General features: G+C 73.9%; 15 protein-coding genes. 6 read left to right on the forward strand and 9 right to left on the reverse strand.

The window, feature by feature from the left end:
• The first annotated feature begins 66 nt into the window (after positions 1-66).
• Positions 67-1,218, forward strand: a complete 1,152-nt coding sequence (locus ACTG9Q_RS02385) for a glycoside hydrolase family 76 protein (RefSeq protein WP_455570888.1) — start codon at positions 67-69, stop codon at positions 1,216-1,218.
• Entirely contained in the window at positions 1,218-1,961 is a 744-nt protein-coding gene (locus ACTG9Q_RS02390; protein ID WP_455570889.1) for an SDR family oxidoreductase, read from the forward strand. The genes ACTG9Q_RS02385 and ACTG9Q_RS02390 overlap by 1 nt, the downstream gene beginning before the upstream one ends.
• Position 1,962: 1 nt before the next feature.
• On the opposite strand, the gene ACTG9Q_RS02395 is transcribed toward ACTG9Q_RS02390, so the two are convergent.
• Positions 1,963-2,355 carry an ATP-binding protein gene (locus ACTG9Q_RS02395; RefSeq protein WP_455570890.1) on the reverse strand — a complete coding sequence of 131 codons (393 nt, stop codon included), beginning with the start codon at positions 2,353-2,355 and terminating at the stop codon, positions 1,963-1,965.
• A 145-nt stretch (positions 2,356-2,500) separates the two neighbouring features.
• Entirely contained in the window at positions 2,501-3,496 is a 996-nt protein-coding gene (locus tag ACTG9Q_RS02400) for a LacI family DNA-binding transcriptional regulator (RefSeq protein ID WP_455571305.1), read from the reverse strand.
• A gap of 75 nt (positions 3,497-3,571) precedes the next feature.
• Between ACTG9Q_RS02400 and ACTG9Q_RS02405 the strand changes: the two genes are divergently transcribed.
• Positions 3,572-4,165, forward strand: coding sequence for a nucleoside/nucleotide kinase family protein (locus ACTG9Q_RS02405; protein WP_455571306.1), 594 nt, complete (start codon positions 3,572-3,574; stop codon positions 4,163-4,165).
• Here the strand turns inward: ACTG9Q_RS02405 and ACTG9Q_RS02410 are convergent.
• Both ACTG9Q_RS02410 and ACTG9Q_RS02415 read right to left on the reverse strand, forming a co-directional pair.
• Complete coding sequence (locus ACTG9Q_RS02410; RefSeq protein WP_455570891.1) at positions 4,155-4,796, reverse strand: DedA family protein; 642 nt, start codon at positions 4,794-4,796, stop codon at positions 4,155-4,157. The genes ACTG9Q_RS02405 and ACTG9Q_RS02410 overlap by 11 nt on opposite strands.
• A 105-nt stretch (positions 4,797-4,901) precedes the next feature.
• A complete protein-coding gene (locus tag ACTG9Q_RS02415) occupies positions 4,902-5,207 on the reverse strand; it encodes a DUF6191 domain-containing protein (RefSeq protein WP_455570892.1) in 306 nt (101 codons plus the stop codon).
• Positions 5,208-5,276: 69 nt separating this feature from the next.
• Here ACTG9Q_RS02415 and ACTG9Q_RS02420 point away from each other — a divergent pair, with 69 nt between their 5' ends.
• Together ACTG9Q_RS02420 and ACTG9Q_RS02425 are read left to right on the forward strand one after the other, a co-directional pair.
• A complete protein-coding gene (locus ACTG9Q_RS02420) occupies positions 5,277-5,837 on the forward strand; it encodes an ABC transporter ATP-binding protein (protein ID WP_455570893.1) in 561 nt (186 codons plus the stop codon).
• A gap of 41 nt (positions 5,838-5,878) precedes the next feature.
• Complete coding sequence (locus ACTG9Q_RS02425) at positions 5,879-7,009, forward strand: hypothetical protein (RefSeq protein WP_455570894.1); 1,131 nt, start codon at positions 5,879-5,881, stop codon at positions 7,007-7,009.
• Here ACTG9Q_RS02425 and ACTG9Q_RS02430 read toward each other — a convergent pair.
• Together ACTG9Q_RS02430 and ACTG9Q_RS02435 are read right to left on the reverse strand one after the other, a co-directional pair.
• Positions 6,899-8,638 (reverse strand): MDR family MFS transporter, encoded by a 1,740-nt coding sequence (locus tag ACTG9Q_RS02430; protein ID WP_455570895.1) that lies wholly within the window; start codon positions 8,636-8,638, stop codon positions 6,899-6,901. The genes ACTG9Q_RS02425 and ACTG9Q_RS02430 overlap by 111 nt on opposite strands.
• 78 nt (positions 8,639-8,716) lie before the next feature.
• Complete coding sequence (locus ACTG9Q_RS02435) at positions 8,717-9,664, reverse strand: alpha/beta hydrolase (protein ID WP_455571307.1); 948 nt, start codon at positions 9,662-9,664, stop codon at positions 8,717-8,719.
• 135 nt (positions 9,665-9,799) lie between these two features.
• Here ACTG9Q_RS02435 and ACTG9Q_RS02440 point away from each other — a divergent pair, with 135 nt between their 5' ends.
• On the forward strand, positions 9,800-11,182 hold the full coding sequence (locus ACTG9Q_RS02440) for an FAD-binding oxidoreductase (RefSeq protein ID WP_455570896.1): 1,383 nt from the start codon (positions 9,800-9,802) through the stop codon (positions 11,180-11,182).
• A 6-nt stretch (positions 11,183-11,188) separates the two neighbouring features.
• Here ACTG9Q_RS02440 and ACTG9Q_RS02445 read toward each other — a convergent pair whose 3' ends face one another.
• The 3 genes from ACTG9Q_RS02445 to ACTG9Q_RS02455 are packed head-to-tail and all read right to left on the reverse strand — an operon-like array spanning position 11,189 to position 12,524.
• A complete protein-coding gene (locus tag ACTG9Q_RS02445) occupies positions 11,189-11,842 on the reverse strand; it encodes a VTT domain-containing protein (protein ID WP_455570897.1) in 654 nt (217 codons plus the stop codon).
• Positions 11,843-11,869: 27 nt separating this feature from the next.
• Positions 11,870-12,220: a VOC family protein gene (locus tag ACTG9Q_RS02450; RefSeq protein WP_455570898.1), complete on the reverse strand. Its 351-nt coding sequence runs from the start codon at positions 12,218-12,220 to the stop codon at positions 11,870-11,872.
• 46 nt (positions 12,221-12,266) lie between these two features.
• Positions 12,267-12,524: a hypothetical protein gene (locus tag ACTG9Q_RS02455; protein ID WP_455570899.1), complete on the reverse strand. Its 258-nt coding sequence runs from the start codon at positions 12,522-12,524 to the stop codon at positions 12,267-12,269.

Raw genomic sequence — 12,524 nt, forward strand, 5'->3', positions numbered from 1 at the left:
GCACGAATCAGTGATATCACTCCCCTGACGGGACATCGGAAACGATCCAGCAGTCACGATTGACTCATGACCCGAGGCGCTGAGCGCACAGAGGGTGCCGCGGAGCGGTCCCCCGGGCTGTGGGCCGCCCGGGCGGGGGTCGCCGAACGGGCGGTCCGGGGGCGGCACCTGCGCCGGGTGTGGGGGATGCCGGGGACCCGGCTCGGCGTGGTCGGCTGGCCCGCCCGGCTCTCCGACCGGGTGTACGGGCGCTGGCACTACTGGTGGCAGGCGCACCTGGTCGACTGCCTGGTCGACGCCCACCTGCGCGCGCCTGCCGACGAGCGCGCCCTGGCGCTCGACCAGCTCGTGCGCGGCGTGCGGCTGCGCAACCTGCGGCACTGGACGAACGACTACTACGACGACATCGCCTGGCTGGGCCTCGCCCTGCACCGGGCCGAGGCGGTCGCGGGCACCGACTCCGGCGACGCGCTCGCCGAGATCACCGCGCAGCTGCGGGAGGGCTGGACCGACCACGGCGGCGGCGGCATCTGGTGGCGGCGCAAGGACACGTTCAAGAACGTCCCGGCCAACGGGCCCGCGGCGATCCTGCTCGCCCGCGCCGGGGTCGACCGGGCCGACCGGTCGCGGGCGCGGGCCATGACGCGGTGGATGGAGCGGTCGCTGCGGGACCCGGCGACCGGCCTGATGTGGGACGGCCTGCACGTGACCGAGGACGGCGCGGTGCGCGAGGTCGTCCGGATCATCTACACCTACTGCCAGGGCGTGCACCTGGGCGCGTGCGTGGAGATGGCCGTGGCCGACCCGGCGGGCGGCTGGGCCGAGCCCGCCGCGCGGACGGTGCGGGCCGTGGACGCGCACCTTGCGCCCGGCGGGGTGCTCCGGGGCCACGAGGGCGGCGACGGCGGGCTGTTCACCGGCATCCTGGCGCGCTACCTCGCCGACGCCGCCCTCCGGCTGCCCGAGGCCGAGGGCGAGACGGCGGCCCGGCTGGTCTACGACGCGGCCGAGGCGCTGTGGGGCAACCGGGCCGCGGTGCCCGGCGGGGCGCTGTTCGGGCCGGAGTTCGCGGTGTCCGCGGCCGTGCCCCGGCGGAAGGCGTGGTGCCCCGAGCGCGACCTGTCGGTCCAGCTCTCGGGGTGGATGACGCTGGAGGCCGCCGCCCGGCTGGAGCGGGCTCAGTCCGAGGCACGGCTTGGGCCTGCCACCATGGGGTGATGAGCGTTGTGATCGTGACCGGCGGCAGCCGGGGCATCGGCGCCGCGGTGTGCCGCAGGGCGGCCGCGGCCGGGTGGGACGTGGTGGTGAACTACACCGCCGACGCCGCCGCGGCGGCGGGCGTGGTCGACGAGGTGCGCGCGCTGGGCGGGCGGGCCGAGGCCGTGCGTGCCGACGTGGCCTCCGAGTCCGATGTGGAGGGTCTGTTCGACGCAGCCGCGGCGCTCGGGGCGGTGACCGGCGTGGTCGCCAACGCCGGGGTGACCGGGCCCGTCATCGGGCGGCTGGACGAGCAGTCCGCCAAGGACGTCCGGCGGGTGATGGAGGTCAACGTCGTCGGCATGTTCCTGTGCCTGCGCGCCGCGGTGCGGCGGATGTCGACGCGGCACGGCGGCCGGGGCGGGGCGATCGTCGCGGTGTCCAGCACCGCGGCGCGGCGCGGGTCGCCCGGGGAGTGGGTGCACTACGCCGCCTCGAAAGCGGCGGTGGAGACGATGGCAAGCGGGTTGGCCCTTGAGGTCGCCGACGAGGGCATCCGGGTCAACACCGTCGCCCCCGGGACCGTCTACACCGGACTGCACGCGGCGGTGGGCGATCCCGGCAGGCCCGACCGGCTGGCCGCCCGGATTCCGCTCGGGCGGGCGGGGCAGCCCGAGGAGATCGCCGCGGGCGTGGTGTGGCTTCTGGGCGCCGAGGCGTCCTTCGTGACCGGTGCGGTGCTGCCCGTCTCGGGCGGGTTCTGAGTCAGGCCACGGGGAAGTAGGCGGTGAGCGTCGTGCGGTCGTCGGAGTGGTCGATGTCGTAGTGCTCGGTGAGCGCCTCGACCATCGTCAGGCGCTGGGCGCCCAGCACGCCGAGGTTGGTGTCCGGGTCGCGCCACTGCCCCCGGTGGCTGACGGTGACCACGGCGCGCGCGGGGTGGATGACGGTGGTGACCGCGACCGGCCCGTCGGCGTGCTCGGCGGCGCCGGTCGCGGCCTCGGCGACGGCCAGCACGATGTCGCACGCGCACAGCTCGGTCACGCCGTTGTCGATCAGCCAGCGGGTGAGGGTGCGGCGCAGCGCGGCGAGCCCGCCGCCCTCGACGGTGAGTGCCAGGGCTGGCTGGTGGGTTCCGCTCGGCGCGTGCGGCGACACCGGGTCCTCCCGTCCTGGGCGCCCTTCCAAGGCGAGCCCGCAGGGAGCGTCGTCCGCAGGAGGGACGGTGTTACTCGGGGACGTGCGGGGTCACTTCACCTCTTGCGGGAGCCACACCTCGCCGTCGCCGTCGGCCGGTCCGGCGTCAGCGGACCGGGCAGCCGCAGGACTCCCGGTGGATCAGCGACGGGGCCAGGAGGACCGTCTCCGGCTCGCGGCCGGGGTCGGCGACGCGGGCCAGCAGCAGGCGCACGGCGGTGCGGCCGATCTCGTCGACCGGGTGCGCCATCGTGGTGATGCCCGGGCGCACCAGGTCGGCCCACTCGACCTCGTCGTGGCCGACGATGGACAGGTCCCTGCCGATCTCCAGGCCGTGCGCGCGGGCCTCCCGGTACGCCCCGCCGGTCATCGCGCCGTTCCCGGTGATCACCGCGGTCGGCCGCTCGGGCACGGTGAGCAGCCTGCGCAGCGCGAGCACCCCGTCCTCGTGCGTCGCGCCGCCGCCCGCGACCAGGTTGGAGTCCCAGCGCAGGCCCGCGCGGCCGAGGCCGAGCCGGTAGCCGAGGGTGCGCTCCTCGCTGGCGCCGACCCAGTCCACGCCGCTGATGAACCCGATCCGCCGGTGCCCGGCGCCCGCGAGGTGCGAGACCAGCGCCGAGGTCGACTGGATGTTCTCCGGCCCGACCTGATCGAGCTTGACCCGGTGGGAGACCCGGTCGACGAGCACCGCGGGCACGTTGGTGCGGGCCAGCGCGTCGAGGGTGGGGGTGTCGCCGGGGACGGGGGTGAGCAGCACGCCGTCGACGCGGCGGGCCTGCAGCCTGCGCACGGCGTCGCGCTCGCCGTCGGGGGTGTCCTCGGTGTCGCCGATCAGGACGGTGTGGCCCGCCGCGGTGGCCTCGGCCTCGATGGCGTGGATGAGCTGGGCCAGGTGCGGGTTGGCCAGCAGCGACATCGCCACGCCGATGGTGTTGGTGCCGCCGGTGACCAGCGAGCGGGCGATGGCGTTGCCGGTGTACCCGGTCGCCTCGATGGCGGCCAGCACCCGGTGCCTGGTCGACTCGGCGACGGATCTGGTCTCGTTGACCACGTGTGAGACGGTGCTGATCGAGACCCCGGCGATCCGGGCGACATCCTGCATGGTGGCCACGGCGTGAAATCCTGCTCCCCGTTCGCTGCAAACGCTTGCGGAACATACCCCGACGGAGTGGAGATCATGCGACCGACGTTCTCCGACCTGATCACCCGCGCGTCGGCCCCGGCCGCGGGCAGGCGCCTGCTCGGCATCTGCGGCGCGCCAGGGGCGGGCAAGTCCACCCTGGCCGCCCGGCTGGCCGGGGCCCTCAACGCCCCGCTGGTCGGGATGGACGGCTTCCACCTCGCCCAGGGCGTGCTCGACCGCCTCGGCGCCGCCGACCGCAAGGGCGCCCCGGACACCTTCGACGCCGACGGGTACGCCGACCTGCTGGCCAGGCTGAGGGCGCGGACCGACGAGATCGTCTACGCCCCGGAGTTCTCCCGGTCGCTGGAGGAGCCGATCGCGTGCGCGGTGCCGGTGCCCGCCGACGCGCCGCTGGTCATCACCGAGGGCAACTACCTGCTGCTGTGGCCGCGCGTGCGCGCCCTGCTGGACGAGGTCTGGTACGTGGACCCGGGCGAGGACGTGCGCCGGGAGCGGCTGTGGCGGCGGCACATGGCCTACGGGCGCACGTCGCTGGAGGCGTGGGAGCGCACGACGGGCTCCGACGAGCGCAACGCCGAGGTGATCGCGGCGACGGCGGCGGGCGCCGACCTGGTGGTCACTCCGTGATGGAGACGGTGTCCACCGGCTTGCTCATCTCCTGCCGGTAGCGCCAGATGCCGAAGGCCGTGCCGACGACGAAGAAGGCCACGCTGCCGATCACCGCGGCGGTCTGCAGCCAGGGGATCTCCTCGAGCAGGCCCGCGGCGTAGTAGCCGAGCAGGACCAGCGTCGGCACCCACGCCAGCGCCCCGACCGCGGTGGCCAGCGCGAACCGGCGCGGGTCCATCTTGGCCGCGCCCGCGATCAGCGGGGCGAGCGTGCGAATCCACGGCAGCCACCTGGCCAGCACGATCGCCCAGAACCCGTGCCGGTCGAGGTAGTCGCGCGCCTTGGCCAGGTTCGCCGCGTTCAGCACCCGGCCGCCCTTGCGCGTGATGATGGCGTGCCCGGTCTTGTGCCCGATGTGGTAGCCGAGCTGGTTGGCCGCCACCGCGGTCACCGTCGCGGCCAGGGACAGGGCCCACGCCTGTCCCTCCGCGGCGTGCTGGGCGAGCACGACCCCCGCGGCGAACAGCAGCGAGTCGCCGGGGAGGAACAGCCCGAAGATGAACGCGCACTCGACGAACACGAAGCCCAGGACGATGGCCCAGACCAACAGGGGGCCCGCCGAGTCCAGGATGCCGAGCGCGGAGTTCACGGCCGTAGGGTACGTGGCCGCGGGGCGGGCCGGGGCCGTGCGCCGCCGCAATTCATCTGCGGTTGCGCCCGGCGCAAACCAGCGCAAGCCCGGGAAAGTGCCCGGCTACCCGCGACCGCGGAGGTCGTCCTCGCCCAGGACCACCGTGCCCCGGTCCAGGTCGACGCCCAGTGGTGGTGGGCCGCCCTGGCCTTCCTCCTCGCGCATCATGGACATCGAGTCGCGGTGGTCGAGCTCCATGCGCTTGGTCCCGTAGAACATCGCGGTGAACTCGTTGATGTAGGTGGCCGTCAGCGGTGTCCCGGCCTTGCGGCGCCGCCGCTGCCGCCACAGCTCGAAGACCCCGACGGCGACCATCAGCAGGGTCCCGCCGGGCACGCTCCAGGCCAGCACCGTCTCCACCGCGCCCACACCGGCCAAACGTTTCGTGATCCCCCGCGGTTCCGGGAACCCGCGCTTGGCCGCGACCGTTGGGACGGCATGGCGGTGGAGGCGAGCGGGCTCGGGGTGCGGGTCGGGGACCGGTGGCTGTTCCGGGGGCTCGACTTCGCCGTCGACGCCGGGCAGTGCCTGGCCCTGGTGGGGGCCAACGGCTCGGGCAAGTCGACCCTCCTGCACTGCCTGTACGGGCTGCGGGAGCCGACCGAGGGCACGGTGAGCGTGGCCGGGCGGACGCCGGACGAGCGGGACCGGGAGTTCCGCGGGGCCGTGTCCGTCGTGCTCGACGACTCCGCGCTGTTCGAGGAGTACAGCGCCGCCCAGCACCTGCAGATGCTCGGCCTCCCCGACACCACCGGGCTGCCCGCGGTCCCCGCCGTCGAGATGTCGGCGGGGCAGCGGCGCAGGCTGCTGCTGACCGGGGCGCTCGAACGCGACCACGACGTGCTGCTGCTCGACGAGCCCGAGCGGGCGCTCGACGCCACGGCCAGGGGCTGGCTGGCCGAGATGATCACCGCGGCGAAGGCCACGTCGGCGGTGGTGATCGCCAGCCACCACGGCCCGCTGGTCGAGCGCGTGGCCGACCGGGTCGTCCAGCTGTGAGGGCCGCATGGGGGAGGGTCCGGTGGAAGGCCGAGTGGGGGATGCCCGCCTTCGTCGGGGCGGGGCTGCTGACGCTGCCGTTCTCCAAGGCGGGCCTGCTGCGCGAGCGGTTCGTCGGTGAGCACGCGGTCCCGGACAACGCGCTCACCGCCGTCGTCCTGGTCGCGCTGGCCGTGGCGGTGATGTCGTTGCTGCGCCGGGACTTCGTGCGGGCGCACCCGGCCCGGCTCACCTGGGAGGACACCGGGGACCGCGCGGGCCTGGTGCGCGGCGGGCTGCGCGCGGCGTGGGCGGTGCGGTTCGGCGTCGTCGGGTACCTGTTCGTGGCCGCCGGGCTGGTCCTGGGGTGGTCCGCCCTGCCCGCGCTGCCTGCCGTCGCCGTCGCCGCCGCGGGGTTCGCCTACGTGGCCGCGCGCCGGGCCAGGAGGGCCTGGCTGGAGTACCTGGTGCCGTTCGGGCTGGCGGTGGCGGGGGCGGCGTTCGTGTCCCCAGGGTGGCTCTGGGGCGTCGCGGCGGGGCTCGTGGCCGCGACGGCGGTCGTGTGGGGTCCGGTCGCGCGGCCTCGGCGCGCGGAGCTGGTGCGGGGGCACCAGGCGCACGTGGTCCGGTCGGTCGCGGCGGCGTTCGGGGACGTGCTGGCGCTGCTCCCGCGGGCCCGTCCGGCCCCCGGGCGGCTCGGCGGCGCGCCGCGGTTCGTCGTCAGCGGCGTCGTGGCGCGGCGGGGCATGGTGGCGGCTGCGGTCCTGCTCGCCCTGGCGATGCCGGTGCTGCACGCGGTGTTCCCGGTGGTCGCGCCCGTGTGGTGGGCCGGGCTCGGCGCGTACGTCGCGGTGTTGCCGTTCGCGGGCGGGCTGGTCGAGATCACCCAGGTGGCGGGGCTGCGGCGGTGGCTGCCGGAGCCCGACACCGCCCTGTGGCTGAGCGCCCTCGTCGTGGTCCTGGTGGTCGCCGGGCTGTGGCTGGCGCTCGCGGCGCTGGCCGGGCTGCCCGCCGCGCCCGCGGCCGTGCCGGTGGTCGCCGCGGCCGTCGTGCGGACGGTCACCAGACCCGCGCTGGACTACTCACCGTCCCCGGCGATCGACGTGGTGGGGGCGTACGTCCCGGTCAACCTCGTCCGCCAGCTCGCGCGGGGCCCGCTGCTGCTCGTGGTCGGCCTCGCCGCTCTCGGCTAGCGCCGCGGCCTGCGTGGCGGTGTGCATCCGCAGCGGGATCTCCTTGATGAACAGCGACACCACGAACGCCAGCACCATCACGCCCGCGCCCACCAGGAACACCAGCTGGATCGACTCGGTGAAGCCCTGCTGGAACGGCAGCGCCAGGCGCGGGTCGATCTGCAGCAGGAACGAGGAGTCGTTCAGCACGCCGCCGTGCCCGCCGGAGGCCACCGCGTCGAACACCGGGGCGTTCACCGGGTCCGCGCGCACCGCGGGGTCGGCCAGCGCCGCCCGGAACTCCGGGGACGCCGCCGCGGCCCGGAAGGCGGTGGCGATGTTGTCGGCGACCGTGCTGAACAGCAGCGACAGGAACACCGCGACGCCGAGCGTCCCGCCGAGCTGGCGGAAGAAGGTCACCGACGCCGTCGCAACGCCCATGTCCCCGAACGGCACCGCGTTCTGCGCGGCCACCGTCAGCGTCTGCATGCAGTTGCCCAGGCCGAGGCCGAACAGCGCCATGTAGACCAGCGGCTGCCAGATCGGGGTGTCCACGGCGACGGTGTGGAACAGCAGCAGGCCGATCACGAGCAGGGCGGTGCCGATGACCGGGAAGATCTTGTAGCGCCCCGTCTTCGAGGTGTAGCGGCCGGAGAAGATCGACGCCGCCATGATGCCCAGCATCATCGGCAGCATCATCAGGCCCGCCTCGGTCGGGGAGTAGCCGCGCACGATCTGCAGGTACTGCGGGATCATCGAGATCCCGCCGAACATCCCGACGCCCAGGATCGTGCCCGCGATGATGGTCATGGCGAAGGTCGAGGTGCCGAACAGGCGCAGCGGGATCAGCGCCTCGGGCCCCATCGAGCGCTCCACCAGCAGGAACGCGACCAGCCCGACCGCGCCCAGGCCGTAGCACAGCAGGGCGGTCCCGGAGTCCCAGCCCCATTCCCTGCCCTGCTCGGCCACCAGCAGCAGCGGCACCACGGCCAGCGCGAGGAACGCCGCGCCCCAGTAGTCGATGCGGTGGTCACGGCGCTTGTGCGGCACGTTGAGCACCTTGGCCACGACGATCAGCGCCACCGCGCCGATCGGCACGTTCACCAGGAACACCCACCGCCAACCCGCGATGCCCATGATCGACTCCTGGCCCGCGAAGAACCCGCCGATCACCGGGCCGAGCACGCTGGAGACGCCGAACACGGCCAGGAAGTAGCCCTGGTACTTGGCCCGCTCCCGGGGCGGCACCAGGTCGGCGATGATCGTCAGGGCCAGCGACATGAGCCCGCCCGCGCCCAGGCCCTGCAGGGCGCGGAACGCCGCGAGCTGGCCCATCGAGTCGGCCAGGGTGCAGGCCAGGGAGCCGATGACGAACACCGAGATCGCCGTGGTGAACCACGGCTTGCGCCCGTAGATGTCCGACAGCTTGCCGTACAGCGGGGTGGTGATGGTCGCGGTGATCAGGTACGCCGTGGTCGCCCACGCCTGCATGCTCAGGCCGTTGAGGTCGTCGGCGATGGTGCGGATCGCGGTGCCGACGATGGTCTGGTCGAGGGCGGCGAGGAACATGCCGAGCAGCAGCCCGGACATGATCACCAGGATCTGCCGGTGGGTGGGCGCGGCGACGGGACCCCGCTCGGCGACGGACATGCGATCCTCGGAATCGTTTGGTTGGGCTTTGCAACTTTCTGCGTCCAGCCTTCCCCTGTCGCGCCGTGATCGCAAGTCCTACGCGGCCAGCTCGGTGGCGAGCGCGGCGCGGACGAACTCCCCGACGTAGGCGATGGCCAGGCGACCCTCGGGCACGATCGGGAAGAACGCCGGGAAGACGTGCACCTGTCCGGGCCACACCTGCAGCTCGCAGTGCGCCCCCGCCGCGCGCATCACCGCGGCCATCCGCTCGGAGTCGCCCAGCAGGCACTCGGTGTCGCCCGCCTGGATCAGCATGGGCGGCCAGCGCCGCTTGCTGCCGCGCAGCACCGACAGCCGCGGGTGCGTCAGCGGGTGCTCCCCGGCGAAGCAGGCGGCGGCCTCCCGGGCGCGCCGCGGCGGGATGTACGGGTCGCGGCAGGCGGCGTCGCGCTCCTCGAGGCCGGGGCACGCCAGGTCCAGGAACGGGGAGAACAGCACCGCGGCGCCCGGCATCGGCGCGCGCGAGCGGGTCAGGTCGCCGAGCAGGCCCGCGGCCAGGTGCCCGCCCGCCGAGTCGCCCGCGACGACCAGCCGGTCGGCGGCGTAGCCCTGGTCGAGCAGCCAGTGGTAGGCCGCCAGGGCGTCGTCGGAGGCCGCGGGGAACGGGTGCTCGGGCGCGCGGCGGTACTGCAGCAGCAGCACCGGCAGGCCGGTGGCCGCCGACATCGCCGCCGCCAGGTGCCGGTGCGTGCGCAGGGAGCCCAGCATGAACCCGCCGCCGTGCAGGTACAGCACCGCGCCCGCCTCGGCGTCGGCGTCGCGGGCGGTGATCCACAGGCCGGTCACGTCGCCGTAGCCGTGGGACTCCGAGACCGCGCGCACCCGGGTGCCGCGCGGCAGCGGGGTGACCCCGGTGGCGTCGAAGGCCTCCCTGGCCAGCGCCAGTCCGGCCCCGCGCAGCTGGACCCGGTCGCCGAGCGGGCGGACGCTGCTCAGCAGGAAACGCGCCAGCGCCTTGGCCTGCACGCTGGGCGCGGCCATCATTCGGGCCACGGCGCACCTCCCCCACGGCCGAGTCGACAGTGACAGCGGCCACATAACCACTGTAAATCAGTGACCCGTCACAGCGGCAGACTCAAGACGGCTCGACTTGGGCACGGCGGGGATACGGTGGACGGCGTGAAGCTGCTCACCAGGCTGCGGGACGCGCTGGGCACCGACGCCGTCCTGGTCGACCCGGACGTCACCGCGGCGTACCGGCGGGACATGATGCCGCTGGCCCCGCACGGCCAGCCGCTCGCCGCCGTGCTGCCCGGCGACACCGAGCAGGTGCGCGAGGTGGTCAGGGCGTGCGCCGAGCACGGCGTGCCGATCGTGCCGCGCGGCGCGGGCAGCGGGCTGACCGGCGCGGCCAACGCCATCGACGGCTGCGTCGTGCTCGTGCTGACGAAGATGAACCGGATCATCGAGATCGATCCGGACAACCGCCTCGCCGTCGTCGAGCCGGGCGTGGTCAACCTCGACCTGCGCGGCGCGGTGGAGAAGCACGGGCTGTTCTACCCGCCCGACCCGTCCTCCTACGACTGGTGCACCATCGGCGGCAACGTCTCCACCAACGCTGGCGGGCTGTGCTGCGTGAAGTACGGCGTGACCACCGACTCCGTGCTGGGCCTTGAGGTCGTGCTGGCCGACGGCGAGCTGCTCAGGACCGGCCGCCGCACCGTCAAGGGCGTCGCGGGCTACGACCTGACGCGCCTGTTCGTCGGCAGCGAGGGCACCCTCGGCGTCGTCACCCAGGCCACGCTCGCCCTGCGCCCGCTGCCCCACGCCCCCGGCACGACGGTGGCGTCGTTCCCCTCGATCGTCGCCGCGGGCGCCGCGGTGTCGCGGATCGTGCGCGAGGGGATCGTGCCCTCGCTCATGGAGATCATGGACGCGGTGTCCATCGAGGCCGTCGAGGCGCACCTGAAGACCGAGGTCGGCGCGGGCAGGGGCAGCGCGGCGCTGCTGATCTGCCAGTCCGACGCGGGCGGCGAGGCGGCCAGGCGGGAGCTGGCGGCCATCGAGCTGGTCTGCGCGGACGCGGGCGCCGACCTCGTGCACACCACCTTCGACCTCGCCGAGGGCCGGATGCTGCTCGCCGCCAGGCGGGCGGTCCTCATGGCGCTGGAGGTCTACGGCGCCTGGATGACCGACGACGTGTGCGTGCCGCGCACCCGCATCGGCGACCTCATCGCGGGCTGCGAGCGCATCAGCGCGGAGGTGGGGCTGCGCATCGCCGTGGTCGGGCACGCCGGGGACGGCAACATGCACCCGACGATCGTCTACGACCCCGCCTCCGCCGACGAGTTCGCCCGCGCCCACCGCGCCTTCGACGACATCCTCGCGCTCGGGCTGGGCCTGGGCGGCACGGTGACCGGCGAGCACGGCATCGGCAAGGTCAAGCGGGAGTGGCTGGCCAAGGAGATCGGCCCGGTGGGGCTGCGCGCCCACCGGGCCATCAAAGCCGCGCTCGACCCGGGGAACCTGTTCAACCCGGGCTCGATGTTCAGCCCCGGGTAGGCCGGGTCAGTTCTGGGCGGCCTGCCGCTTCTCGCGGCGCGCCTTGATCACCTCGAAGATGATCGGCAGGATCGACAGGAAGACGATGCCGATGATCATGAGGTCCAGGTTCTCGCGCACGAACACGATCTGGCCGAGCGCCGCGCCCAGCAGCGTCACGCCGGTGGCCCACAGGACGGCGCCGACGGCGGAGTAGACGAAGAAGGTCCGCTTGTCCATGCGGCCCACCCCGGCGATCGCGGTGATGAACGTGCGCACGATCGGCACGAACCGGGCCAGCACGATCGCGCGGGCGCCGTACTTCTCGAAGAACGCGTGCGTCTTCTCGACGTGCTCGCGCTTGAACAGCTTGGAGTTCGGCTTGTCGAACAGCGCGTCCCCGGCCTTCTGTCCGATCCAGTAGCCGGTGACGTTGCCCGCGAACGCGCACACCGTCAGCAGCACGCAGATCGCCCAGAGCGGCGCCGGGATCACCCCGGTCACCGCGAACAGCCCGGCGGTGAACAGCAGCGAGTCCCCGGGCAGGAAGAACCCGATCAGCAGTCCGCACTCGGCGAAGATGATCAGGCACAGGCCGGGCAGCAGGAACGGCCCCAGTCCCTGCAGGATGTTGACCGGGTCCAGCCACTCGGGCAGCAGGGCGAGGTTCACGGCGTTCACCCGGTCAAGGTACAGGTCGGCCCGGTGTCACCAGTGCACCAGGCAGAACGGGTGACCCGCGGGATCGGCGTACACGCGGTACCGGTCGCCGCCGCCGTCGAGCCTGCGCGCGCCGAGGGCCAGCACCAGCTCGCCCGCCCGCGCCAGGTCCTCCACGCGCACGTCGAAGTGCATCTGCGCCGACTCGGCGGGCCAGCTGGGCGCGACCCAGTCCGCGACCCGCTGGAAAGCGACCCCGGGCCGGTCGGGGGCGTCGCCGATGACGACGAAGTCCGGGCCGTCCTGCACCCGGATCATGCCCAGCAGCTCCTCGTAGAAGTCCGCGAGCGCCCGCGGGTCAGGGCAGTCGACGACCAGGCCGTGCCAGCGTCCGATCATGGACGTGATCGTGGCACCCGGGGCGGACAGTTTCCGCCCGCCCACCTCAGACGAGCGTGAGCAGCCCGACCACGGCGCCCGCGGCCAGCCCCAGCAGCAGTGCCACCGCGAGCACCCACCACGACGGCGCCGACCGCTCCTCAAGGCGCTCGGTCACCTCGACCGGCCGAGGAGCGAGGTCGTGGCCGTTGTGGAACTCACTGCCCGACAGCAGCCCGAACGCGGGCGCCTCCGCGCGCGGCGCCTGGGCGGCCTGGGCCCGCAGCGCCTCGGCCAGCAGGCGCTCGGGGTCGGCGTCGGTCAC

The sequence above is a fragment of the Actinokineospora lacus genome, from assembly GCF_053813445.1.